23 protein-coding genes, 1 pseudogene and 2 riboswitches are annotated in these 25,713 nt (G+C 49.7%); of the genes and pseudogenes, 17 read left to right on the plus strand and 7 right to left on the minus strand.

Annotated elements, in window-relative coordinates; all coding sequences use genetic code 11:
* The first annotated feature begins 212 nt into the window (after nt 1-212).
* The 7 genes from EWH91_RS07345 to EWH91_RS07375 all read left to right on the plus strand — a co-directional run bounded on the left by EWH91_RS07345 (nt 213) and on the right by EWH91_RS07375 (nt 5,317).
* Nucleotides 213-431 carry a helix-turn-helix transcriptional regulator gene (locus tag EWH91_RS07345; protein WP_129929390.1) on the plus strand — a complete coding sequence of 73 codons (219 nt, stop codon included), beginning with the start codon at nt 213-215 and terminating at the stop codon, nt 429-431.
* Nucleotides 428-919, plus strand: coding sequence for a hypothetical protein (locus tag EWH91_RS07350; RefSeq protein WP_129929391.1), 492 nt, complete (start codon nt 428-430; stop codon nt 917-919). The genes EWH91_RS07345 and EWH91_RS07350 overlap by 4 nt, the downstream gene beginning before the upstream one ends.
* A gap of 18 nt (nt 920-937) precedes the next feature.
* A complete protein-coding gene (locus tag EWH91_RS07355) occupies nt 938-1,483 on the plus strand; it encodes a histidine phosphatase family protein (RefSeq protein ID WP_129929392.1) in 546 nt (181 codons plus the stop codon).
* Between the two features lie 92 nt (nt 1,484-1,575).
* On the plus strand, nt 1,576-2,505 hold the full coding sequence (locus tag EWH91_RS07360) for a manganese-dependent inorganic pyrophosphatase (RefSeq protein ID WP_129929393.1): 930 nt from the start codon (nt 1,576-1,578) through the stop codon (nt 2,503-2,505).
* Between the two features lie 155 nt (nt 2,506-2,660).
* The gene (gene nfsA, locus EWH91_RS07365) at nt 2,661-3,410 is read left to right on the plus strand and encodes an oxygen-insensitive NADPH nitroreductase (RefSeq protein ID WP_129929394.1); all 750 of its coding nucleotides are present in this window, start codon (nt 2,661-2,663) and stop codon (nt 3,408-3,410) included.
* A gap of 3 nt (nt 3,411-3,413) precedes the next feature.
* Complete coding sequence (locus tag EWH91_RS07370) at nt 3,414-4,274, plus strand: hypothetical protein (protein WP_206184303.1); 861 nt, start codon at nt 3,414-3,416, stop codon at nt 4,272-4,274.
* Nucleotides 4,271-5,317: a lactonase family protein gene (locus EWH91_RS07375; protein WP_129929395.1), complete on the plus strand. Its 1,047-nt coding sequence runs from the start codon at nt 4,271-4,273 to the stop codon at nt 5,315-5,317. Before EWH91_RS07370 ends, EWH91_RS07375 begins: the two co-directional genes overlap by 4 nt.
* A gap of 38 nt (nt 5,318-5,355) precedes the next feature.
* On the opposite strand, the gene EWH91_RS07380 is transcribed toward EWH91_RS07375, so the two are convergent.
* From EWH91_RS07380 to EWH91_RS07390, 3 genes are all read right to left on the minus strand, one after another.
* Nucleotides 5,356-5,607, minus strand: coding sequence for a YuzB family protein (locus EWH91_RS07380; RefSeq protein WP_129929396.1), 252 nt, complete (start codon nt 5,605-5,607; stop codon nt 5,356-5,358).
* A gap of 100 nt (nt 5,608-5,707) precedes the next feature.
* On the minus strand, nt 5,708-6,331 hold the full coding sequence (locus tag EWH91_RS07385) for a superoxide dismutase (RefSeq protein WP_129929397.1): 624 nt from the start codon (nt 6,329-6,331) through the stop codon (nt 5,708-5,710).
* 166 nt (nt 6,332-6,497) lie between these two features.
* A complete protein-coding gene (locus tag EWH91_RS07390; RefSeq protein WP_129929398.1) occupies nt 6,498-7,835 on the minus strand; it encodes a 5'-deoxyadenosine deaminase in 1,338 nt (445 codons plus the stop codon).
* 48 nt (nt 7,836-7,883) lie between these two features.
* Nucleotides 7,884-7,984, minus strand: a riboswitch (purine riboswitch).
* Nucleotides 7,985-8,301: 317 nt separating this feature from the next.
* Here EWH91_RS07390 and EWH91_RS07395 point away from each other — a divergent pair.
* Together EWH91_RS07395 and EWH91_RS07400 are read left to right on the plus strand one after the other, a co-directional pair.
* Nucleotides 8,302-9,306, plus strand: coding sequence for a dimethylarginine dimethylaminohydrolase family protein (locus EWH91_RS07395; protein ID WP_240697293.1), 1,005 nt, complete (start codon nt 8,302-8,304; stop codon nt 9,304-9,306).
* Nucleotides 9,307-9,321: 15 nt separating this feature from the next.
* On the plus strand, nt 9,322-10,980 hold the full coding sequence (locus EWH91_RS07400) for a M20/M25/M40 family metallo-hydrolase (RefSeq protein ID WP_129929400.1): 1,659 nt from the start codon (nt 9,322-9,324) through the stop codon (nt 10,978-10,980).
* Between the two features lie 4 nt (nt 10,981-10,984).
* Here EWH91_RS07400 and EWH91_RS07405 read toward each other — a convergent pair whose 3' ends face one another.
* Nucleotides 10,985-11,875: a LysR family transcriptional regulator gene (locus EWH91_RS07405; protein WP_129929401.1), complete on the minus strand. Its 891-nt coding sequence runs from the start codon at nt 11,873-11,875 to the stop codon at nt 10,985-10,987.
* A gap of 428 nt (nt 11,876-12,303) precedes the next feature.
* On the opposite strand from EWH91_RS07405, the gene EWH91_RS07410 reads away from it, so the two are divergent.
* Nucleotides 12,304-13,164, plus strand: coding sequence for an HAD family hydrolase (locus EWH91_RS07410; RefSeq protein ID WP_240697294.1), 861 nt, complete (start codon nt 12,304-12,306; stop codon nt 13,162-13,164).
* 38 nt (nt 13,165-13,202) lie between these two features.
* Here EWH91_RS07410 and prpB read toward each other — a convergent pair whose 3' ends face one another.
* Nucleotides 13,203-14,123, minus strand: coding sequence for a methylisocitrate lyase (gene prpB / locus EWH91_RS07415; RefSeq protein WP_129929402.1), 921 nt, complete (start codon nt 14,121-14,123; stop codon nt 13,203-13,205).
* Complete coding sequence (locus tag EWH91_RS07420) at nt 14,107-15,576, minus strand: bifunctional 2-methylcitrate dehydratase/aconitate hydratase (protein WP_165364269.1); 1,470 nt, start codon at nt 15,574-15,576, stop codon at nt 14,107-14,109. The genes prpB and EWH91_RS07420 overlap by 17 nt, the downstream gene beginning before the upstream one ends.
* A gap of 153 nt (nt 15,577-15,729) precedes the next feature.
* Between EWH91_RS07420 and EWH91_RS07425 the strand changes: the two genes are divergently transcribed.
* The 4 genes and pseudogenes from EWH91_RS07425 (at nt 15,730) to EWH91_RS07440 (ending at nt 21,950) form a co-directional block, all read left to right on the plus strand.
* Nucleotides 15,730-17,022, plus strand: coding sequence for a CitMHS family transporter (locus EWH91_RS07425; RefSeq protein ID WP_129929404.1), 1,293 nt, complete (start codon nt 15,730-15,732; stop codon nt 17,020-17,022).
* 235 nt (nt 17,023-17,257) lie between these two features.
* Nucleotides 17,258-19,099, plus strand: a pseudogene (gene nrdD / locus EWH91_RS07430) (anaerobic ribonucleoside-triphosphate reductase); the annotation flags it as partial.
* A 52-nt stretch (nt 19,100-19,151) separates the two neighbouring features.
* Nucleotides 19,152-19,655 carry an anaerobic ribonucleoside-triphosphate reductase activating protein gene (gene nrdG, locus EWH91_RS07435; RefSeq protein ID WP_129929406.1) on the plus strand — a complete coding sequence of 168 codons (504 nt, stop codon included), beginning with the start codon at nt 19,152-19,154 and terminating at the stop codon, nt 19,653-19,655.
* Between the two features lie 288 nt (nt 19,656-19,943).
* On the plus strand, nt 19,944-21,950 hold the full coding sequence (locus EWH91_RS07440; RefSeq protein WP_129929407.1) for an FAD-dependent oxidoreductase: 2,007 nt from the start codon (nt 19,944-19,946) through the stop codon (nt 21,948-21,950).
* Nucleotides 21,951-22,030: 80 nt separating this feature from the next.
* Here EWH91_RS07440 and rnhA read toward each other — a convergent pair whose 3' ends face one another.
* Complete coding sequence (gene rnhA, locus EWH91_RS07445) at nt 22,031-22,489, minus strand: ribonuclease HI (RefSeq protein ID WP_129929408.1); 459 nt, start codon at nt 22,487-22,489, stop codon at nt 22,031-22,033.
* A 174-nt stretch (nt 22,490-22,663) separates the two neighbouring features.
* Between rnhA and EWH91_RS07450 the strand changes: the two genes are divergently transcribed.
* The 3 genes from EWH91_RS07450 to EWH91_RS07460 form a co-directional block, all read left to right on the plus strand.
* On the plus strand, nt 22,664-23,587 hold the full coding sequence (locus EWH91_RS07450; RefSeq protein WP_129929409.1) for a ketopantoate reductase family protein: 924 nt from the start codon (nt 22,664-22,666) through the stop codon (nt 23,585-23,587).
* Nucleotides 23,588-23,634: 47 nt separating this feature from the next.
* Entirely contained in the window at nt 23,635-24,435 is an 801-nt protein-coding gene (locus EWH91_RS07455) for a C39 family peptidase (RefSeq protein WP_129929410.1), read from the plus strand.
* Between the two features lie 126 nt (nt 24,436-24,561).
* Nucleotides 24,562-24,645, plus strand: a riboswitch (cyclic di-GMP riboswitch).
* 85 nt (nt 24,646-24,730) lie between these two features.
* Nucleotides 24,731-25,713 (plus strand): SH3 domain-containing protein (locus tag EWH91_RS07460; protein ID WP_165364271.1); only part of this gene is annotated, 983 nt, incomplete at its 3' end.

Here is a 25,713-nt window from a genome sequence, read left to right on the forward strand (position 1 = left end):
TTATGCTTAAGAAAGGACGAAAATTTTTTCGGGAAAAGGGCCGGGGAGAACGGAGCCGCTGGCGGGAAACAGTGGAACAAACTCATATATAATGTAAAGGAATATCGGAGAGGGAAAAAAATCAAAGGGCGATCAGCAGGATTGACAGACAGGTATATGTTAATTATACTTAACATAATGTTTAACTGTTTTTCCATCACTGAGGTGATTTCTTGAGCTGCTTACGAAATCGTGTAAAAGAATTGAGGGCGAGGTATAACTGGACCCAATCCGATCTGGGCAAAAGGGTCGGTGTGACGCGGCAGACGATTGCATCTATTGAAAAAGGGGACTATGTTCCGTCACTGCTCCTTGGGCTGGAGATCTGCCATGTGTTTGATTTAAAAATGGAGGAAGTTTTTCAACTGGAAAAAGGAGATGATCGGAAATGAAACGGCTCACTGTATCTTATATCCTGTGCCTGACAGGAATTGTCCTCTTTGCCCTTGCGCTTGTTCCACTGGTTTCGGCAAATGAGCAGTTTGCCAGAATCATTGAGAGCGCAGCGTCCGAATGGACGATATCGATTAATATGCTGTTCTGGATTCCCCTTCTGATTTATTCTGTGGTCGTCACTTGTCTCCTGTTTAAAAATAAGAAGAAGGAAAGGCTATCATTCTGGCTGTATCCGCTGATTCTGCCGTCTGCAGATGAAAGAGAAACGGCGATCAACGCTGCGGCCTGCCGGCGCGCTTTTGCCGTTCTGTGGCTGATTGCACCTGTCTGCGCGGGTCTGATGTGTTTTTACCCGCTTTTTGATGATTATTTTCCGGCCTATCCGATTCTCATTATTATGCTGATCCCTCTCGTTCAGATCAGTGTCTATTTTTCTGTCCTGCGAAAAATTTACCAGAACGATGAATCCCGGGATCTCCAGTAACAGAAAGGATGACTTAATATGGAAAAAATTTATCTTGTCAGGCACTGCGAAGCGAACGGGCAGGATCCGGATGCGCAGATGACAACTCGAGATAGCGAGCAGGCTGAGTCGCTCGCCAGGTTCTTCAGTTGGATTGAGGTGGATACCATTGTATCCAGCCCCTGGCGGAGGGCGATCGATTCCATCACTCCGACGGCTGAAGTCAGGGGAATGAAAGTCCTTACAGACGGTCGTCTGGCTGAACGAAGGCTCAGCAGGAAGCCGGTTCAAAATTGGCTGGAAAAACTGAATCAATCTTTTCATGATCCAGATTTTTCTCTTCCAGGCGGGGAATCAGGCAGAGAAGCCCGGGAAAGGGGCCTGGCAGTGATTCGGGATCTGCAGCAAAAGCAGGAGCGCAGTACGATTGTGGTCACGCATGGAAATCTCCTTGTTCTGCTGCTGCAGTCTTTTGACAGCGGCTATGGCTTCGAGGACTGGGCGCAGCTGTCAAATCCGGATGTTTTTGAGATTGATTTGAAGAAATTAACGGTACGGAGAGTCTGGCACGCTCTCGGCTATTGAAACTCTCCAACACATAAGGTATGGTTTTATTTAGAGACTATAAACGGATTTTCTGTGAGTAGCCAATAATACGTGATTAAGGGGTAGAAAAAATGGGAAAAGTGCTTGTTTTCGGGCATAAGAGCCCTGACACAGATGCCATCTGTTCGGCGATTGCCTTTGCCGATCTGAAGAACAAACTGGGTGAGAATGTTGAAGCCGTACGTCTTGGCGAACTGAACGGCGAAACAGAATATGTTCTGAATCATTTTCATGTCGCCGTGCCGCGACTGGTTAAAACCGTGGCAAATGAAGTCCCTGCCGTTTATCTGGTCGACCATAACGAACCGAAACAGAGCGTCGACGATATCCGTGATGTAGAGGTGCTCTCCGTTGTCGATCATCATCGAATTGCCGATTTTGAAACGAAGGCGCCTCTGTACTATCGGGCGGAACCGGTTGGCTGCACCGCCACAATTTTAGTTAAGATTTTCAAAGAAAACGGCGTCGAAATCTCGAAAACGATTGCCGGACTGATGCTGTCCGCAATTATTTCGGACACCCTGCTGTTCAAATCGCCGACGTGCACCGAAGAGGACGTCAAAGCGGCGAAGGAACTGGAACAACTCTCCGGAGTCAGCGCAGAGTCTTATGGTCTCACGATGCTGAAAGCCGGTACCAATATCGGCGATAAATCGGCAGATGAGCTGATCACGCTCGATATGAAGCCTTTTAAAATGGGTAAATTCAGTGTTGAAATCGGACAGGTTAACGTGGTTGACTTTGATGACGCACTGTCCAGAAAGGCAGAACTTGAGGCGGCGATCCAGAAGGAAATTGATAACAAAAATCTGGACCTGTTCGTACTCGCTGTAACGAATATTCTGACCAGTGATTCCAAAGCGCTGGTTCTGGGTAAAGCAGCTTCTGCCGCTGAGAATGCCTTCCATGTCACGCTTGATCATAATCAGGCTACTCTGAAAGGCGTGATGTCCAGAAAGAAGCAGATCGTGCCGCCGCTGACTGAAGAACTGACGAAATAATTGATACTTATGGATGAAGCAGCGGGGGCCTCCTCCCGCTGTTTCTTTTACTTTGGAGTCATTCTGGAAACCCTATGTCGGAACGCCATTCATGCAGCCGGCGCGCGGGAAAAGTATAATAGAGAAGAACATATGCTGGAAGGAGAAGGTTATTCATGCAGGCGAATCCTGTGATTGAAACACTGTTAAATCATCGATCCATCCGTAAGTTTAAAAATAAACCGCTGACTGAAGATCAGATCAATCTGCTTGTAAGAAGTGCACAGGCGGCATCGACCTCCAGTTTTACCCAGTCCTATTCAATCATTGGTGTGGACGATCCTGAAATCAAAAAACAGTTAAGGATCATAGCAGACAACAACCAGATGTACGTCGAAGAAAACGGCTGCTTTTTTGTCTTTGTCGCTGATCAGTATCGGAATAAACGGATTGGCGAAAAGCAGGGTGCGGACACATCCATTCTGGATACAACTCAGCGTCTGATTGTTGCGCTCGGTGACGCTTCGTTTGCGGCCCAGAATATGGCCGTGGCTGCGGAATCCATGGGCCTCGGGATCTGTTTTATCGGCAGTATTCAGAATGATATAGATAAAACGGCAGCTTTACTTGGACTGCCGGAAGGGACGTTTCCGTTTTTCGGACTCGCAGTGGGCTATCCGGATCAGCAGCCGGAACAAAAGCCGCGCCTGCCCCTTGAAGTAATCTTCCATAAGAACACGTACAATAAGGATATTCCGGAAAAAATGATGGATACCTATGATCAGAAGGTCAGGACGTATTATAAAACGCGGACGGACAACCGGCGGGACGATACGTGGACAGCAGAAATTGCACGCGGTCTATCCGCTCCCGCCCGAATGAGACTGAAACCCTTCCTCGAAAAACAGCAGCTTGGACGTCGCTGATTCATGTTCATCTCCGGTTTTATCGCTCTTGCTCTGTCGATTCTCTGGGAGAGTCTGGTGGCCTTTATCTCCCTGACAGGCGGACTGGTGTGTGGTGGATTCATTCTCGGCTATCTGGAACGCTGGTCTAATACGCTGATGATCCACTCACTCGGGATGAAGGGGATATACATGACCGCCTGGCTGGGTACGCCGATCCATGAAATCAGCCATGCTGCTCTCTGCCTGCTTTTTGGTCATAAAGTGACTGCCGTCAGGCTGCTGCAGCCGGCAAGTCCGGATGGGACCATTGGTTATGTGCATCATGCGTACAACCCCGACAGTCTGTACCAGCGGATGGGAAATCTGTTTATCGGACTGGCCCCTCTTTTCGGAGGAGGCCTGGCGATTCTGCTGTTTATCCGTGTTTTGGTCCCGGACAGTTTTGAGCAGATCTTTCGATTGATCACAATGGATCACTCGGTATTTCTGGTTGCGGAAAAAGAAAGCTGGCTGAGGCTGGGACAAGCCGTTCTGGCTGTGATTCGCGGACTGTTTTCAATGGAACATCTGACGAATCCCGGATTCTGGATCTTTGTGATCCTTGCCCTGTGCATCGCATCACATATGTCGCTCAGCCGCGAGGATATTCGCGGAGCAGCAGGCGGCGCGGGTGCTTTGCTTCTGCTTTTTGTCGTCGCCAATACGTTAAGCGTTATCCTTGATCCACTGCTGCATGACCGGATGATGGACGGGATCGGCCGATTTAATTTCTGTTATCTGATTTTGATGAGTCTGGCCGTGCTCTTCTCATTCGTTAAATGCTTCATCAGTTTGTGTATTTACAGAATTTCGTCTGGAAAACAGAGGGAGGGGATTTTATGAGCACCATCAGAGGATTTGTCGGTACCTATACCCGAGAGGAAAGTAAGGGCATTTATACATTTAAACTGGACACGGAAAAAAAGACGCTGTCTCAGCCCGAAATAGCCGCGGAGGCGGGCAATCCGACATATCTCGCCGTCAGCAGGGATAATCGGCACTTATATTCGGTGATCCAGAAAGGCCATGCCGGCGGCGTCGCTGCCTGGCGTATTGACGACGGCAGGCTGAAAAAAAGTGGTCAGCAGCTTTCTGAGGGAGCTGCTCCCTGCTATGTCGCTGTTGATCCGGACAATCGATATGTTCTTTCAGGCAACTATCACCGGGGAACGGTAGACCTTTATTCGGTTGATTCAGGGACCGGTATTGCCTCGCCCGTTGATACGGATTATCATCAGGGTTCAAGTGCCAATCCGGACAGACAGGAAGGACCGCACGTCCATTTTGCCGATTTTACGCCCGGTCAACCGTATATTGTTACCATTGATCTCGGAACGGACCAGCTGACGACTTATCAGATCGATGGTCAGCGGCTGAAGGTGCTTAGCCTGCTTGACTTTCCTGCAGGAACCGGTCCACGCCATATTGCTTTTCACCCGGCAGTACCGGTTGCCTATGTTGTTTCCGAGCTGAGTAATGAGTTATTTACCCTGGATTTCCGTGCTGCAACAGGAGAATTTTCCATATCCCAGGCTGTCGGCACGCTGCCTGCAGATTATGGCGGACAAAGCAGCGGGGCAGCCGTAAAAATAAGTCCGGACGGACGGTTCGTTTATGTTTCGAATCGCGGACATAACAGCATCGCCGTTTTTCAGACTGAAGCAGATTCGGGAAAAGTAACGCCTGCCGGGTATGTATCGGCAGGCGGTAGCTGGCCACGTGATATTGAAATCGATCCATCAGGACATTTTCTGATTGCGGCAAACCAGTACTCCGGAAATGTCGTGCTCTTTGAGCGGGACGTTGCAAGTGGCAGGCTGACAGAAACCGGATCGGTGATTCAGGTTCCCGAGGCGGTCTGTGTGAAATTTTTATATGAATCATAAAAGGCCTTTCCGATCCGTCGGAAGGCCTTTTTTAGCGCTTATGTCAGTTTCGCCAGTTCTTCATTTACTTTCTTCTGGATTTTGTCCAGACATTCATCCACTGTTTTTCCGAAGATGCGCTGCCCGTTGACGATGGCGAAAGGTCGCAGACTGCACATGCCGCAGACATTCAGACAGTCATAATGCATGACGGCCACTTCCGGGTGCGCGGCAATTTTTTTCAGGTGTTGCGTCGTTAACAGATTATAGTCGCAACATTCTATCAGGATCAGACCCAGTCCTTCGGTCATTTCATTCACTTCCTTAATACTATGATACTTCACGCGGAAGGGTCAGGGGAAGTATTATAGCATGAAAGGCCGGGAGGCGCCGGGCCACCTCTTGTCGCTGTTATCCTTTATTCAGGATTTTTTCGTAGGCGTCAGTGACAAAGTCCCAGTTAATCAGCTGGAAAAAATTTTTAATATATTCGGGACGCCGGTTCTGGTAGTTGAGATAGTATGCGTGTTCCCAGACATCGATCCCAAGAATCGGCTTCTCCTGTTTCATTAGCGGGCTGTCCTGGTTCGGTGTGCCGGTAATCTGCAGCAGATTTCGCTCGTCCAGCGTCAGCCAGGCCCATCCGGAACCGAATTGTCCCGCAGCGGCTGCGGAAAAACGCGATTTGAACGTGTCAAATCCGCCGAGCTGGCTCTCAATGGCTTCTTTCAGTTTTCCGGTGGGTTCATGGGCCCCTCCCGGAATCAGGATCTTCCAGAATAGGCTGTGGTTATAGTGCCCGCCACCATTATTTCGCACGGCGGTCCGGATATCTTCCGGGATTTTTTCAACATGGGCAATCAGGTCAGTCAGCGAATGATCTTTCAGTTCAGGATGTTGATCAAGAGCGGCATTCAGGTTGGTGACATAGGTTCGATGGTGTTTATCGTGGTGCAGGATCATCGTCTCTTTATCGATGTACGGTTCAAGGGCGTCGGGGGAAAATTCGAGTTCAGGCAATTCATACTGGCTCATTGAAATTCCTCCTTATTTGGGAAAAAATGATCAGAAAAGCGAAGCATCTGTCGCAGTGTACCCTTCTATTAAATCAGGTATTGAAAAGCCTTTCAATTATTCTGCCCGGGGTGGTGTATTCTATCCGCCGGACGGCAAACCACCGTACTCTGACGTTCCCCGGTTTTTATACGCGCAACCCGGTCCGTTTCATGAGTCGGCGGATCGCCTTTTCAGCACTTTTCAGGACCAGGTCCGGATCCATGGTCTTCATCTGCCGTTTTTCCATAACGATTTTTCCATTAATGATCGTGGTTTCCACGTCCGTACTGATGGCTGAGTAAACAATGCGGGAGATGGGGTCAGTCCCGAATGACGGACTGCTGTGAAACTGATTGAGATTGAGAATGGCCAGATCGGCTTTCTTTCCCGGCTCAAGACTGCCGATCTGGTCGGCCATGCCGACAGCACGCGCGCCGTCAATTGTTGCCATGCGGAAGACCTGGCGGGCATTCATTGCCGTCGGTCCGTTTGCCGGCTTATGAATCAGGGCGGCAAGACGCATTTCCTGGAACATATCCAGGTTGTTGTTGCACGGTGCGCCATCTGCACCAAGACCGGGATGGATCCCCATCGCGATCATCTGCGGGACTGACGCGATACCGGAAGCGAGCTTCAGGTTCGATCCCGGACAATGGCTGACGTGAACCCCGCGTTTTTGAATGATCTGGCGTTCTTCTTCGGACAACCAGATGCAATGAGCAAGAATCAGCCGCTTTCCGGCCAACCCAAGATGATCTAGATAAATGATATTGCGCATGCCTGTTTCCCGTTCAACGATGGCAATTTCTCCGCGGTTCTCTGATGCGTGCGTGTGGACGTACACGCCATAGTGATCCGCCAGATCCCGAACCTGAAGGAGCAGATCTTCCGTACAGGAGATCACAAAACGCGGGGCGAAGGCATAACGGATCCGACCGTTGTCATGCCCGTTCCATTTCTCCAGCAGGTCGACACTTTCCTGAATCGAGTCCGCAGTTTTTTCCTTCAGCCCGGCCGGGACCTCATCCCCCTTATCCATCATGACTTTACCTGAGAGTGCGCGTATGCCGCTTTTGGCGATGGCTTCAAAGGCTTCGCTGGTATGATGTACCGTTTCCATGTCGACAATGGTGGTTGACCCTCCTGCCATCAGTTCACCAATCCCGAGCAGGGCCGATGTGTAGATCGATTCGGCGTCATGCGCGGCTTCGAGCGGCCAGATCCGCTCTCTCAGCCAGTCCATGAGTTCCAGATCATCGGCTTTTCCGCGAAACAGGGTCTGGCACAGATGGATATGCGTCTGAATAAAGCCCGGAATCACTGTCCGTCCGGATGCGTCGATAACCCGGTCAGCCGTCTCTTCCGGAACAACCGGACCCACAGAGACAATCCGGTCCCCGTCAATCAGCAGATCACCTTTCAGTATGTCCTCGTTTGCATTCATCGTGATCAGCCCGGCATTTTTAATCAGTATTCTTGTCACTTTCCGCACCTCCAGTAGAATAGGAACAAAAAAAGGGCTACGAAAAAATATGCATGCATATTTTTTCGTAGCCGGGAATTTACGGTTCCTCGGTAGAGACCCTCAAACCGTATCATTAAGGATATACGAAAACAGAAAGGATGAAGTTTACGCACTTAATAATAAACGAATGAGGGAAGAACGTCAAACATATTGTCAGAGAATCTGACAATACTATTTAATTCAGGCAAATAATCTGACAAAAATATGATTTCTGACAACCCCCCGGCTGTCTGTAACGCGGCAATGCGGGAGCAGAAGGAACCGGCCTCTTGAAGATCATGAGCTGATACCAATTCACCTATAAAATATTCTGATTGATGGTATTGAAAATTTTAAATTTCCTGATTCAATCGTTTATACTATGATTAAAGAAGCGGATCTTTGTCAGCTTTTATTCCATCAGGAAAATACTGGATATAGAGGGGTGGTCGTTTTGTCTGTTTTACATAAATTTCTGGATGAAAATATGGTGAAAGAACCGTTTGAAAGCCGTTCTCTTCTGGAGACATACTGGGGAAGCGACTGGGGGAATACCAATGCAGTCGGGAAAGTACGTAAAGTATTTGTCCACAGGCCGGGAAACGAAATCCTGGAATTGAATCAAGCGCACTATGAGCCGGCATTACAGGCGCGCATTCTTCGTGATCAGAGCGGAAAGATTACCAGCTACTGTCTCGGAAAAGATTTGCCTGATCTGGCTAAAATGCAGGACCAGCATGACCAGATGACCTCAGTTCTGAAAAAAGAGGGCGTAGAGGTGATTCCGCTGGAGGATGACGGGGAATTATTGACGAATAATCTGTTTGCCCGTGATGTCGGCATGGTCATTCCCGGCGGGCTGGTTCTGGCCCGCTTTGCCCTGAAATTCAGAGCCGGCGAAACCCGCAGGACATTGAAAACGGCGGCGAAGATCGGCATGCCGGTCCTCGCATCCATTCAGGGCGAAGGTTTTTTTGAAGGGGGCAGCTTCGCCGTACTCGACAGGAAGACGGCGATCACCGGCCGCTCGATCCGTGTCAACCAGGCGGGCATTGATCAGATGCGTGCTATTCTTTCCTGGCAGGGGATGGAACTGGTGGTGATTGATCTTCCATCGAGTATGATCCATCTGGATGAAGTCTTTAACATGGTTGACGTTGATAAAGCACTGGTCGATCCCGACAACGTTCCGCACTGGTTTCTGCAGGATCTGCAGAAACGGGGGATTAAACTGATTTATACGGATCCGCTCGATCCGCCGATGACAACGAATTGCCTGTGCCTTGCGCCGGGAAAAGTTCTGTTTACTTCACTTGGTGTGCGGACGATTGAAGCACTGGAAAAAGCAGGTGTAGAAGTGATTGCTATCCCGGTCGACGAACTGAATAAGATGGGCGGAGGCATCCACTGCTCATCGCTCGTGCTGCTGCGGGATCGTATTGAGGAATAAAGGAGGAGGATGGACATGTATCAGCAATTGAAAGACCTGAAGCAGGCGGACCGGATTGAAAAGATCGCCCGTACACTGGTTGGGGTGAAAAGTGTCAATGGGACCACGGGGGAAGTCGATATGGCGGATAAACTGGTGGAGATCCTCCGCTCTTATCCCTGGTTTCAGAAGCACCCCGATCTGGTCTGGACTCAGGATCTGAAAGGAGATGCGCTGGGGAGAAAAAATGTCTTTGCCTTTCTTGAAAGTGCGGAACCCACAGCGAAAACAGTGATTTACCACGGTCATATGGACACGGTCGGTATCGATGACTTCGGTGCACTTGAGCCCCATGCGCTGGATCCGGATGATTTGCTTAACTATTTCAGGGATTATGATAAGGATCCGGATGTGCAGAAAGACGCGGCAAGCGGGGACTGGCTTTTTGGACGCGGGATGCTCGATATGAAAAGCGGCGACGCCGTGCATCTCAGCAACCTGCTTTATTATACGGAGCACCGTGAGAAGCTGAAAGGGAATCTGCTCGTGATGTTTAATCCTGTTGAGGAGAATGATCATGAGGGCGTAATGGAAGCCGTTGATGAACTGATCCGGCTGAAGGAGGAGAAACAGCTCGACTATGTTCTTGCGATCAACGGCGATTTTGTCAGCCCGCTGTATAAAGGGGATCCCAATCGCTATGTCTACACCGGTTCGGCGGGGAAACTGCTCGGCTGTTTCTATATCCGGGGGCGGGAAACCCATGTTGGGGAAACCCTTTCCGGTATTGACCCGACACTGATTGCAAGTAAAATTAATGAAGCATTGAACAACAATATGGATGTGGCGGAGCGGATTCCGGGTGAAGTGGTCCTTCCGCCCTCCTGTCTGTATCTGCGTGATCAAAAGGCGTTTTATAATGTCCAGACAGCAGGAACCACGCGTCTGTACTTTAACTGTTTCCTGTATGAGCGCACGCCGCAAGCCGTGCTGGATCAGCTGAAGCAGACCGCGGAGCAGGCATGCACAGATCTTGCACGTTTCCTGGAAAAACAGTATCAGGATTTTTCCAGTAACTGCGGGCTGAAAGGACCTCTGCCCGACTGGCAGACCGAAGTCCTGACGTACAGCGAATTTGCCGCGGAGGTCGCTGCAAAAGGAACGGATGTGGAAAAAATCATCGCAGAGACGATAGCGGAACACCCGACGGAAGATTTTCGTATAAACAGCTATAAAATTATTGAAGCCCTCGAGTCGGCTGCCGGGGATAAACGGCCGAAAGTCATCGTCTTCTTTGCCCCGCCCTACTGCCCGCATAATTATCTTCGAAAGGAGATACCCGGGGAAGCCCGCTGCGATCGTCTGCTGGACCGGATTCTGTCGAAGGCGTCGGAGGAGACCGGAGAGCCCTTTGCCAAAAAAAGATTTTTTCCTTACCTTGCCGACAGCAGCTACCTGTCGATGAGTGAAACGGCGGAAGAAACCGACAGGATTATCGGCAATTTTCCGGGCTGGGGCCGGCCCTACAAATTGCCGCTGGAAAAGATCCGCGCACTGAATATTCCTGTTCTTGATATCGGAGTATACGGGAAACGGGCACATACCTGGATGGAGCGTGTGTATAAACCTTATTCCTACAACGTGGTTCCAAAACTGATCCGCAGCGTGACCGAGGGGATTCTTTCAGCAAAGTAAGGCGTCAGGCCTGCATGCCATTCCAGTTCAGACTGATGAGCTCGACGAGGCGCGCGGTTCGGGAATCACTCATCTTCTGCGTCGCAATAATCAGCGAGGTGCGGATTTTGACCGCAGGCTTATTCTGTTTGATTTCAACCAGTTGTCCGCCGGAAAGTTCCTTACCCACCAGATTGCGGGCAATCAGACCGACACCGATATCATTCAAAACGGCACTTTTAACCGCTTCGAGGCTGCTCGTTTCGATCATGTGCTTCGGATTCAGTCCGGCCCCGCGGATAAAGCTGTCCATCTGCTCACGGAAAGGGCCGGAGATCTCATAGCGGATAAAAGGAAAACGGGCGAAAAGATCGGAGCGGGAATACGTCTCATGAAGTTTTCTGGATACGATCAGAATCAGATCCTCACGATCCGAGATCACGAGATTGGTAATGCCTGATTTATGATATACGTCAGAAATAATGCCGATATCGAACGTGTTACGGTTCACTCCATCGATGACTTCGTTACTGTTACAGGTGATCATTCTGATTCCTGCATCGGGGAACTCCTTCAGGTAAGCTCGGATGATCGGGGGAAAGTAATGTGTGCAAAAGGTTTCAGACGCGGCAATGACCAGCTTTCGATTTCCGGAGCAATCGCTGTTTTTCAGGGCCTGCTTCATTTCTTCGATGGATCCGGATATGCGCTCTGCGTATTTTTTCACAATGTGCCCCTGACGGGTGAGAAAGGTTTCCCTGCCGATCCGGAAGAAAAGCGGAGAACCGATCTCCTGCTCCAGTGCACGAATCTGAGACGTAACGGTCGGCTGAGAAAAATTAAGGATTTTCGCTGCTTTCGTGAAATTCAGACATGTGGCAGCAATCTGAAAGGTTTTAAGGTTTCTGAGTTCCATATGGTCCGCTCCCTGAATGATATTGCAATGAATTTATTATATTATAAAATGTTTTGAACGGAAATTCCCGGACGGCAACGCTCATCATCAGAAGAAAAGGGATCGGCAAAAAGCGACCGGTAAAAAAGCAGGGACGAAAATTCGCCTGATCTGTTTCCTCCGGTTGCAAACCTCGCGCGGCACATTCGAGCATCGGTCGGGGTGAAGGCATCTCTATATGCAGAAGCTGCAACGATTTGGCGCGTGTTGCAGCGAGGGTAAACTGCGGCTATAATCATCACTGTTGGTAAAAAAGGTACGGGAACAGATCGATGGATGGTCTATTGAACCTGCCGGAAATATGCTCGTCAGATTGACTTTTCCGGCAGCGGTAAAAAGCGCGGGAAACAGCCTTCCCGCGCTTTTATCAGGAGAAAATAAACAAAGGAATGATCCATGTGTATGAGACGGTACTGACAGATCTTGACGGTACAGTACTGACGCCGGTCAATACAGTTAACGCAGAACTGACGGCCTGTCTGAAGAAAATAAAGGCGCGCGGTGTCCGGATTTTTGCCGTCACAGGGCGGTCGTACAGTGAAGCCTGCAACATTCTGCCTGCGGATTTCCCCGTTGACGGCATGGTTACGGCGAACGGCATGGCTGTTTTTGCAGGGGGAACAAACATTTATCAGAATGCGCTGCCTGCTGAACTGGTCAGTGAACTGCTGCAGCGTGCTGAGAAAAAACAGCTTTATTACCAGTTACACCCGGTCAGTGGAGGCCGTGCCGCACTTCTTTGCGACAGACCCTGCTTTAAACGCTTAATCCGGGGCGAGCGGCCGGAATCTGTACATATTAACGAATGGTTGTCGCGTAAGGATGCTGTGTACAGAGATATGATCTGGCTTGATCACCTGTCGCCTGAAGACCGGGAGAATATGAGCAAAATGTATTTTTTCAGCCGGAATGTTTCCGTCATCCGGTCATGGATTGAAGAACTGGAAACAATCAGCAGACGGATCCCGTTTGAACATTTCTCCTCTTCAAAAAATAATGTCGAAGTGAATAATCAGGGCGTATCCAAGGCGAGCGGCATTGAGATTCTGCTGAAGCATTTTCATCTGAATCCGGCAGAGGCGCTTGCTTTTGGCGATGGGGAAAATGATCTTCCCATGTTCCGGGTCGCCGGGCACTCGGTTGCGATGAAAAATGCCCCTGAGCATGTGAAACGGCATGCTGATGAAGTCACGGACCGCTCAAATGCGGAAAACGGACTCTGTAAATATCTCGAAAAAACGTTTTCTTAAGTCCGGTGGAACATTTTTTTGAACCCGGACAAAGCGCGTCACTGATCTTCCCTGCCTGTTACCGGCAATACCGTTTTAGCGATGTTCTGATCAAGCGCTTCATACTGAGCCAGCCCGATCGTGTCATATAATTCAGCGCGGGTCTGCATCGCATCAAGGACCTCTTTCTGCGTTCCGCGATCATGGATCTCCTGGAAGACGCGCGTGCATGCCCCGGCGGCTGCACGCATGGATGTGACAGGATAGATCACCATACTGCAGCCGAATGAGGCAAATTCATCGGCAGTGTAATAAGGTGTTTTTCCGAATTCCGTCATATTGGCCAGAAGAGGCCTGTCGACCGCGCTGTGCATCCGTCTGAAATCCTCTCCGGTGATAAAAGCTTCGGGAAAGATCGCATCTGCCCCGGCAGCCACATATTCTCCGGCCCGGCGCAGGGCCCCGTCCATTCCTTCAACGGCGCGTGCATCGGTCCGGGCAACGACAATGAGACCGGGTGCGATGTGTTTCAGCATCCGGATTTTCTGTTGCATCTCTTCTGAGGTGACCAGTCGCTTTCCATTCAGATGCCCGCATTTTTTCGGCATCTGCTGATCTTCAATCTGCACGGCGGCCACACCGGCTTCCTCCATTTCCTTTGCCGCCCGGGCGACATTGAGCACACCGCCGTAGCCGGTATCGATATCGACGAGCAGGGGTAATCCGGAAGCCCGGATCAGTTCCTTCGCTTTGTCGGCCACTTCACTGGAGTAAATCATCCCGAGATCCGGGAGGCCGCGACTCGCGGTATAGGCTGCCCCTGAAAGGTACAGTGCTTTAAAACCTGTTTTTTTCGCGATTAAAGCCGTCATGCCGTCATGGACCCCCGGAATCTGTAGCAGTTTCCGGTCATTCATTAAACGACGGAAATTTTCGGCAAGTACGTTCTGAGCGGGCGTCCGATCAACTATCCAGCTCATATGATCCCCTCGATTCGATTGAAGTAAAAAGCTCCATCCATTCATCCACCGGCATCGACAGAAGGCGCTGTTCGTCACTGTTCAACTGAAGAATCCGGTTCACTCTTTTTTCCGGGAAACGTGTGCGAAGATTTTCTCTGAATTTATCCATGATTAACGGGAACGCCTCATCACGGCGCTTTTTATGGCCAAGAGGATATTCCACAGCCACACGCGGTGTTTCCGATCCGTCCGTGAAGAACACCTGGACGCTGCTGGCAATAGATCTTTTCTCAGGATCGAGATAGTCCCTGCTGTACACTTTGCTTTCACGAATGTCCATTTTCCCGCGCAGCCGGTCGATCCGTGGATCACGCGATGCCTCATCTTCATAATGACCCGCATTCAGTGTTCCATGAATCAGACCGATGGCGACGATGTATTGCATGCAGTGATCGCGGTCGGCGGGATTGTGCAGCGGTCCGGTTTTATCAATAATCCGGATGGCTGATTCATGGGTGATAATCTCAATTCTCTCGATCTCGTCAAGGCGGTCGGCTACGTCCGGATGAAGACGGATCGCCGCTTCGAGCGCGGTCTGCCCGTGAAACTCGGCCGGGTAGGAAACTTTAAAAAGCACATTTTCCATCACATAGGCACCCAGCGGTCGATCAAGGCGCAGGGGCTTACCGCCGTACAGAACATCCTGGAAGCCCCATTTCGGTGAAGACAGAGCACGCGGATAGCCCATCTCGCCGCGCAGGGTCATGAGTGCAAGCTGGACACCCCGGGCGGCCGCATCACCTGCTGCCCAGGATTTGCGTGAACCTGTTGAGGGAGCATGGCGGTAGGTTCGGAGACTCGAGCTGTCAATCCATGCCTGCGACACCGCGGCAGCGATCTCTTTCTCATTTCCCCCGAACAGGGCGCAGGAGACGGCAGCGGAGGCAACTTTAACAAATAGCACATGATCGAGTCCGTGCCGGTTCAGACTGTTGCCCAGGGCCAGTACGCCCTGAATTTCGTGTGCTTTAATCATGGCATCAAGAACCTGACGCATGACAAGGGCAGGCTTTCCTTTCGAACGGTTCTGCCGGCTGATATAGTCGGCGCTTGCCAGAATGGCGGCAAGATTGTCGGACGGATGCCCCCATTCGGCTGCAAGCCAGGTGTCATTATAATCCAGCCAGCGGTTCATGCAGCCGATATTAAAAGCCGCACGAACAGGATCAAGGACATATGGGGTTCCGGGAACCCGGGCCCCGTCAGGAACGACCGTTCCGGGGGCGATGGGTCCAAGCAGTTTGGTACATTCCGGGAAGCGAAGGGCAAGGATGCCGCACCCGATCGTATCCATCAGGACATATCTGGCCGTAGTCCGTGCTGTCTCACTGAATGGCGTCGGTGCAGCAGTATATGTGGCAATGTCTTCAAGCACCTGATCTGTTTTAAAAGGACTTCCGGTTACTGTCATGTCTCCCATCCTTTCGTAATATAATGAATGCGTTTACAAAATAGTGGCATTTATCACACTCGGCATCTATAATTATAGTCAACTTGTTATATAACAGTCAAAAAATAGATTTCGACTCTGACAAAAAGCAGGACGGAAAGGGCGAAATGACTTATGCTTGCACTTCTTGGTTTTCTGACCATTGTTGTTTTTATGTATCTGATCATGTCCAGACGATTATCGGCGCTGATTGCACTGATGCTTGTCCCTACCTTCTTTGCGATTATCGGCGGCTTCTCGAAAGATATCGGCGGCATGATGCTGAAAGGGATTCAGGGCGTGGCGCCGACCGGCATCATGATTATGTTTGCCATTTTGTATTTCGGGATCATGATTGACAGTGGTCTCTTTGATCCCCTCATTATGCGGATCCTGAAGGTTGTTAAGGGTGATCCGCTGAAAATTGCGCTGGGTACAGCTCTACTTGCCGCAGTTGTTTCTCTGGACGGCGATGGAACAACGACGTATATGATCACGGTTTCCGCTATGCTGCCGCTTTATAAGCGCATCGGCATGAAACCGATTATTCTCGCAGGTATTGCGATTTCAGCTTCCGGAGTGATGAATCTGCTGCCCTGGGGCGGCCCGACCGCGCGCGTTCTGGCTTCACTGAATCAGACGACAGGGGCTGTATTCATTCCGGTCATTCCAGCTATGGCTGCCGGGCTGCTGTTCGTCTTATTTATTGCTTTTCACATGGGCCGCAAAGAACGAAAACGGATCGGTGTGCTGAAAATTGACGGCCGGACACTTGAGGAACAGGCGGCATCAGCTGAAGCAGTCGATCTGAAGCGGCCGAAACTCGTATGGGTTAACGGGATCATGACGATTCTTCTGCTTGTCTGCCTGATCATTGAACTGATTCCCGTCCCTGCCCTCTTTATGCTTGCTTTTGCGCTCGCGGCAATGATCAATTACCCGAATCTGAAACTGCAGAAGGAACGCGTGCAGGCTTACGCAGGGAATGCCCTGGCGGTAGTTTCCATGATTTTTGCAGCAGGGATATTTACCGGCGTTTTCACCGGAACGAAAATGGTTGATGCCCTGGCAGCGGTGTTAATCGATCATGTCCCGGCATCCCTGGGACCGTACTGGGCGCTGATTACCGCGTTAATCAGCGGACCGTTCACCTTTTTCATGTCGAACGATGCCTTCTATTTCGGTATTGTGCCTCTGATTGCCAAAACAGCAGCCTCGTTCGGGGTGGATCCGGCCATGATCGGCCGCGCCTCGCTTCTCGGCCTGCCCGTTCATTTGTTCAGTCCGCTTGTTCCTTCCACTTATCTTCTGGTCGGTATGGTCGGTGCTGAACTGGGTGAATTGCAGCGTGGCTTTCTGAAATGGGCGTTTGGTACTGCACTTGTCATGGTCGCTGCAGCACTGCTGCTGGGCATCATAAGCCTGTAAGCGGCCTGACGGATGGGGAAAATATTTTTCTGACCCTGATCATGAGGCGTTCGCAAACATGTCACAATTATGTGTTCAGAGCTTTTTCCGCGCGCTTATGCTGTAAACGGGCGAAAATCCGGTTGTATGTCAACATCTTGTACCATAATCACCCTTGACCCCACTACATATTGTTTTATAATATGTTCAAGAGTTATTGCAAAGGGTGGTCGGGATGATCAGAGAACCGGAAATTAAGGAAAAAACTCTGGATGATAAAATTCGGGATTTAATCAACATGGATGAGTACGTCGCAAATGAAAATGCAAACAAAGATGAAAAAGTTTTTAATACACAGCGGGATCTGCTCGCCGGTGTTACGGCAAAAGACTTTGCCTTGCGTCACATCCTGCCCCGGGAATTTGCGGATGCGCACAATCAGGGGATGATCCATTTCCATGATCTGGATTACTCACCGTTCTTCAGCATGTATAACTGTATGCTGATCGATTTCAAAGGGATGCTGAAAAATGGCTTTTCAATCGGTAATGCCGACGTGGAACAGCCCAAATCGATAAAAACAGCCACGGCGCTTGTCGCACAGATTGTAGCTAATGTATCTTCCAACATTTATGGCGGCACGTCCTTTAACCGGGCAGACGAAGTGCTCGAGCCTTATGCAAAAATCAGTTTTCAGAAATACCTGAAAACGGCGAAACAATGGATTTCCGATACGGGAGAGCAGGAAAACTACGCCTATGCGATGACCAGGAAGGAAATCTATGATTCCATGCAGTCACTGGAATATGAGATTAATACGCTGTTCAGTTCGAATGGACAGACCCCGTTTTTTACCCTGAATTTCGGTCTCGGCCGGTCATGGTTTGCACGCGAGATCCAGAAAGCCATCCTGAAAGTGAGAATGATCGGGCTTGGACGTGATCACAAAACCGCCGTGTTCCCGAAGCTTGTTTTTACAATCAAACGCGGACTGAATCTTGAACCGGAGGATCCGAACTACGATGTCAAGAAAATGGCGATTGCGTGCGCGACGAAACGGATGTATCCGGATATCCTGAATTATGACCGGATTGTCGCCGTTACAGGTGACTTTAAAGCACCGATGGGCTGCCGCTCCTTCCTGCCTTCTTATCAGGAAAATGGCGAATATATCACCGACGGCCGTAATAATATGGGCGTTGTAACGCTGAATATTCCGCGGATCGCCATTGAATCGGGAGGAGACAAAACAACGTTCTGGGCCATTTTCGAAGAACGGCTTGATCTGGTCTGCCGCGCCCTTGAATTCCGTATTCACACACTGGATAAGGTTCAGGCGAAAAACGCGCCTATTCTTTATCAGTATGGGGCAACGGGCAAGCGCCTTGCCGCCGATGACTCTGTGTCGGATATTTTTAAAAACGGCCGTGCCACGGTTTCGATGGGCTATATCGGACTGTATGAAGCGGCCACCGTCTTTTACGGACCGGAGTGGGAACACAATGCAGAGGCGAAAGCCTTTACACTGGATATCGTTAAGCGGTTCAAAGAGGTTTCACTCCAGTGGCAGAAGAAAACCGGCTACGCATACAGCGTCTACGCGACCCCTTCTGAAAGTCTGACCGACCGTTTCTGCCGGCTGGATAAAGAGCGGTTCGGCAGCATCAAAGACATCACAGACAAGGATTACTATACGAACAGCTTTCACTATGATGTCCGCAAGAAAATCAATCCTTTTGAAAAAATAGATTTTGAAAAAGATTACGAGCCCTACACAGCCGGAGGGTTTATCCACTATTGCGAGTTCCCGTCACTGGTGAATAATCCGGAAGCACTCGAGACGGTATGGGATTACACGTATGACCGGATCGGGTATTTTGGGACGAACACGCCGATCGATAAATGCTACGCATGTGGCTATGAAGGCGAATTTGAAGCAACGGCAGAAGGCTTTAAATGTCCGGACTGCGGTAACCATGATCCGGCAACAACGTCTTGCATCCGCCGCCTCTGCGGTTACCTGGGATCGGTGATCCAGCGCAAGCCGATCAAAGGCCGTCTGAAAGAAATCAACAGCCGGAAGAAACAGCAGTGCTAAGTTCATCGGAACGGTAAGGGAGGTCAGGCTGCCGGGCGGCGGCTCTTTAACTATGAATTATGCTGATTATAAACCGTTTGACTTTCTGAATGGAACGGGGATCAGGCACTCTCTGTTTGTCAGCGGCTGTCATTTTCACTGCAGGGGCTGCTGGAATGCGGTGGCCTGGAATCCGAACTTTGGAAAGCCTTATACGGAATCAACTGAAAATAAAATTATAGCGGATCTGAACGATCCCGCCCGACCCGTTCAGGGCCTGTCGCTGCTCGGCGGTGAACCGTTCGATCATCCGGAGACGCTGACCCGTCTTGTCAAACGGGTGAACAGCGAGTGCCCGGGCAAAGACATCTGGTGCTGGACCGGTTTTCATTTTGAAGATCTGCTGCGGGATCCAAAGCGCAGAGAGATGCTGGATCATATTGATGTGCTGGTTGACGGTCCTTTTGAAAGAGACAAACGAAATCTGAAACTGAAATTCCGCGGCTCGGAAAATCAGCGGGTCATTAACGTGAAAAAATCCATACAGGCAGACAAAATTGTTCTGCAGTTACATTAAACCCGTCTGGCGTATGCCGGGCTTTTTTTTGACTTTAAGAAAGTACAAACCGATTGAGAAAGGGCTCAGCAAAACCAGGCCTCCGGCAGCGTCTGTAATCTGCCGGCCGGCATGTTTTTCTTTATATCAGCGATAGATCGTCCGGGCAGGCATGACGCATAAACATCAGGCGCGCCATTAAAAAAAGGATGTAATCGCTACCATAATTTGTGAAAAATTTAACATGCAAATTGGCTGTTTAATGATATAACCGATATATAAGCGCATACACACATGGAGGCGAAGCAAATGTACGAGTCCTTGTTTCAACCGATTAAGATAGGCAAAGTGGAAGTGAAAAACCGGATCTCTATGGCTCCGATGGGCGCATTTGGGTTAGTGGACAATGAAGGATGTTACAGCCAGCGGGCAATAGATTACTATGTTGAACGGGCGAAAGGCGGGACGGGCTTAATTATTACGAGTATCACCAAAGTTGAGAATAAGCTGGATAAGGTTGTTTCGGGGATTATCCCGGTTGTTTCAGAGAACCCGGGAAGATTTCTTATGACTTCTGCTGAAATGACGGAACGCGTTCACGCTTACGGATCAAAAATCTTCTTGCAGCTGACCATGGGCTTTGGACGAAGCGGCGTCCCGGGAGCACTGCTCACTGCTGCGCCGGTTTCAGCATCGGCTATACCCAATTACTGGGATCCATCGGTGACCTGCAATTCTTTGACGACCGATGAAGTGGAATGGATCGTTCAAAAGTTTATTGAAAGCGCCGACATTGCGAAGAAGGCAGGATTTGACGGGGTAGAGATTCATGCGGTCCACGAAGGCTATCTCCTTGATCAATTTACTCTTGCTTTATTCAACAGAAGAACCGACAAATATGGCGGTGATTTAAGAGGACGATTCCAGCTTCCGGTTGAAATTGTCCAGGGGATTAAAAAAAGATGCGGGGCCGATTTTCCTGTCGGTGTACGTTACAGTGTGAAAAGCTGTATCAAAGACTGGCGTCAGGGCGGTCTCCCGGGCGAGGACTATGTAGATAAAGGCCGTGATCTTGAAGAAGGGATCGCTGCCGCAAAAATTCTTGAAGAGGCCGGTTATGATGAGCTAAATACGGATGTCGGCACATATGATGCCTGGTACTGGTCGCATCCGCCGATTTACCAGAAAGAAGGACTCTATCTGCCTTATACAAAAGAATTAAAGAAGGCGGTTCATATCCCTGTCATTGTTGCGGGAAAACTGGGCGTACCCGAAACCGCGGAAAAATCGCTTGAAGACGGGGCAGCGGATATGATTGGTCTGGGACGGCCGCTGCTCACAGACCCTTACTGGGCGAAGAAGGTACTAAATAACCAGGTGGAAGAGATCCGGCCCTGTATCGGGTGTCATGTAGGCTGTCTCGGGCGTGGATTTGAAGGAAAACCGCTCAGTTGCGCCGTGAACCCGGCCTGCGGCAGAGAAAGATACTATGTCCCGGAAAAGGCTCTTGTTTCAAAGAAAGTCATGGTTGTCGGTGGCGGCGTTTCCGGAATGGAAGCAGCAAGAGTGGCTGCCATTCGCGGACATCAGGTGACGATTTATGAAAAAAGCGATCGATTAGGCGGGCAAATTGTTCCGGGCTCGGTTCCCGGTTTTAAGGTGGATGACAGACGGCTGATTGCCTGGTATAAAAATGAACTGGAGAGGCTGAATATTAACGTTCTGACTCACACTCAGGTTACAGAGAATCTTGTTAAAGAACAGCGGCCGGATGTGGTGATCATGGCTACCGGGGCAAAAGAGATCCGTCTGGATATCCCCGGATCGGAGAAAAATAATGTTGCCACTGCGATCGAGATTTTGGAAGGGACCAAAGAGGCCGGATCAAATATACTTGTCGTCGGCGGAGGACTTGTGGGTTCCGAAACGGCACTATATCTCGCCGAACAGGGTAAGAAAGTGACCATCGTTGAGGCCCAGAGTGACATATTAACGAATGGCGGGGGAAAGCCCATTCCCCATATGAATAAAATCATGCTCCTGGATTTACTGAATAAATTTCAGGTAAACAGGATCACGGACAGTTCTCTGATTGAAATTACCCCGGAAGGTGCTGTTCTGGCCAATAAACAGTTTGAAAAACAGTTGGTACAGGCAGATACTATCGTCATGTCTGTGGGATTCCGTGCAGATCAGACACTGTTTAATCAGCTTCATGGAAAAATAGCCGATCTGTATTTAATCGGTGACGCCGGCCGGCCGGCCAATATCATGAATGCGGTATGGACCGGCAATGAAGTCGGTATGAACTGCTGATTTTGAAACACAAATAAACCCGTGCTGTTCGGAAAATATCCGTTCAACGCGGGTTATTACATGCCTGCAGGAGAGAGGCTTTATCTTGCGGATTCCACTTCGTCCATCCCCTGATTGGCGAGCTGGTCCGCACGTTCATTCAGCGCCACCCCATGATGACCTTTGACTTTATTAAAAGTAATCTGATGCTGTTTCTGTGCCAGTGCGTTTAACCGCTGCCATAATTCTCTGTTTTTGACAGGCTGACCACCTGCCGTTCTCCAGTTTTTTTTCGTCCAGCCGGTGACCCAGCTGTTCATGCCGTTAACAACATAAGCACTGTCAATATAAAAAGAAACGGGAATATGATCGGTTTTCAGCTCTTCCAGCGACCGGATCGCAGCAGTCAGTTCCATAATATTGTTGGTTGTATTTCGCGTACCGCCATAAAGTTCCTTTGTCCGGCCGTGATAGGTGAGTACAGCTCCCCATCCGCCGACATTCCGGTCACTCTGATTGCCACGGCAGCCGCCATCACAGTATATTACAATCTCATCCAATGCCCTTCACCTGCTTTCACTGAGTAGACAGACAGACTTATTATATAATGAATAAATGAGGTAAGAAAAGACGCAGGCAGGATGGCGATAGCAGAATTCATCTGCGGAATGCTGTAAAATGGAATAAATAAGATGATGGACCGTGTTCGTGTCATATCAAAGGGAGAGATTTATGTGAAGATTGCGGTACTTGGTGCGGGAGCCATAGGCTGTTTTTATGGTGGTGTACTGGCGAAACAGGGATTGGACGTTGCTTTTGCAGCCAGAGGAAAGACGCGTGACTATTTACAACAACATGATCTGATCGTTCACAGCATTAACGGAGATTTCTCACTGCCGGTAAAGGTGCTGGATGCAGATCATCTGCAGCCGGTAGATGACCTGGATTTTATTCTGCTTGCCGTGAAATCAAATGCGCTGGATCAATGTATTCCGGAGCTGAAGACGCTCACAGGGCCATCCACAAAGATTATCTGCCTGTTAAACGGTATCGGTAATGAAGAAAAGCTCGTCGATGTTTTCGGTGCAGAGCATGTTGCCGGCGGTTCCGCATTCATTTCCGTGATTCGGGAAGCGCCCGGTGTTGTGGATCACGTCGGTGAGGGAAAACTGATTATCGGCGAATGGAAGACCGGAGAGGCTGCCCAATCTCTGGAATGGCTGGGCAAGATGTTCCGCCAGGCAGGAGTGGATACACATGTCTCCCCGGATATTCGTCAGGTTAAATGGGATAAACTCCTTTGGAACATTATTTATAATCCACTGACGGCTTTGACCCGGACCCGGGTCGGTGAAGCGCTGAACGATACTGATCTGTTCCCGATTTTAGCCGAAGTAAAAAAAGAATATATCCGTACAGCGTCCGCAGTGGGTATTACGATTAACCGTGATTATGCAGAAAAAGTCCTTCTGCCCAACAGGGACGTACAGAATCACAAGACATCCATGCTTCAGGATCTGGAGCATGGAAGGAAAATGGAGCTTGAGGCGATACTTGGATTTGTGATCAAAACCGCGCGGGCGAAACAAGTACCGGTTACAGCGATTGAAACGATTTATCATCTGCTCCGGTTTATTGATTTACGAAATGCAAAATAATGGATCAGAAGTCTGCCTGAGCGGCAAAGGGAAGAAGGTATTCAGTGATGCCAAGCCAGGGACGTGTTTTTGCACTGATGCTCCTGATTGTTTTCTTTTGTATCATGCTTGTACTCGGGGAAACCGGATTAGTGGAAGTAGTCGGAAATAGCAGAGTGGACCCGGAAGATCACCCGCAACAGGATCTGCAACAGGAGAATCCCATAAAGCAGAATTCCATAAAGCAATACATTAATCATGTTTTCGATGGCCCGGATGTAGAGAAGAAACTTTCCGCCCCCCATATCAGACAGCTGCCGGAACTGCCCAATGGATGCGAAGTGACAAGCCTTACGATGCTGCTGCGTGACGCAGGGGTTGTTACGGACAAAATGAAACTGGCCGGGGAAATGAAGAAAGTTCCCTTTCAGGCGGGAAGATATATGGGCAACCCGAACGAAGGTTTTGTCGGTAATATGTATCGCGGGGACAGGAATCATCCGGGTTTTGCGGTATATCATGGCCCGGTAGCTGAACTCGCGGAAAAGTATCTGGGAAATCGTGTACATGATTTCTCAGGAAGCAGCTGGACGGATGTTGAAAAGGAGATTTCCAGTGGGAACCCTGTCTGGATCATTACAAGTATTCATTTCCGGCCGGTACCGGATTCCGCATGGAGAAACTGGCATACGGAAGAGGGAGATATGCGCATCACATTCCAGGAGCATTCTGTGCTGGTAACCGGTTACGACAGAGAACATATCTTCTTCAATGATCCGCTTGCTGATCATGAGGGGAGTCAGTCAGAAAAAGCAGCGTTTATTGAGGCATGGGAGCAATTCGGCCATCAGGCAATCAGCATCAGGTAAACTTTCAGGTTAATCTCACCGATATAAATCATAGAATCACTGTTTTGCTTAAAAAGAGAAGCCTGTGCAATCTTGGTAAATATGACCAATTATGATAAAATGATAGTAATACTCAGACCATTTCTTTTTTCTAAAGGGCAAAACTGTTGAAAAACAGTGACGCAAAGTTACGGATCTAAAGCATTCAGCTATGATCGCCGGACTATCGTACTTCTTTATTTCATGAGAAACGTAAATGAAAAAAGTTTTTTATTCTCAATTAACGATTAAACCAGCTGGTAAGAGGTGCAATACCATGAATCCAAATCGCAACCTGACAATACTGGGTGCTGTGACCACAGCCGCTGCTGTAGCCGCGGTGTCGGCCGTAAACCCGTTAGAAGCTTCTGCAGACTCGTTCAAGGCGTATACCGGTCAGGCTAAGACTAATCTGAATATTCGAAGTACACCAGGAACGGATCATGATGAGATCGGCATGCTGAACAGAGGAGATACATTCAGCGTGATCGGCGTGGATAGAAAAAGTGAGAAAGGCCACTGGCTGAAGATCAAGCATCATAACCGAACGGCCTTTGTAGATGGATATTATGTTGCAAAGGCAAAAGCGGCAACTCAGCCGTCTGTTCAGCCCGTTCAGAAAGTTTCACCTTATCAGGGTGTGACCACCGATTGGCTGCATGTCCGTTTTCTTCCCGGTAAAAATGGGACGATACTTACTACGCTGAAACCAGGCGCAACAGTTACCGTCACCGGAAAAACTGCGTCTGGCTGGCTTCAGGTCAACTATCAAAGTGGCTCAGCCTATGTATCAGCAGAATACATAAAAACAGGCGGGTCTTCTGCCGGTTTTACTGAACGGATGTCATCAGTGAAAACGCTCTACACCGGGACGACGACGGATAATCTGAACGTACGGCCAGTCCCCGGGACCTCCAGGAAACCGCTGACGACGCTGAAAAGGGGAACCAGGGTCGACGTGACAGGCGAGGCCGGCGGCGGCTGGCTGAAGATCAAATACAACGGCGGCACAGCGTATGTGTCGGGTGATTTTGTGACGAAGGCGAACGCGGGGAAAAACCCGTCTGCTCCTCTGAAGACCCTCTACACCGGGACAACGACGGATAATCTGAATGTGCGACCTGTCCCCGGGACCTCCAGGAAACCGTTGACGACACTGAAAAAGGGAACAAAAGTCGACGTGACGGGTGAGGCCGGCGGGGGCTGGCTGAAGATCAAATACAACGGCGGCACGGCGTATGTGTCGGGCAAATATGTAAC

It is taken from the genome of Sporolactobacillus sp. THM19-2 (assembly GCF_004153195.1).
GTDB lineage: Bacteria > Bacillota > Bacilli > Bacillales > Sporolactobacillaceae > Sporolactobacillus.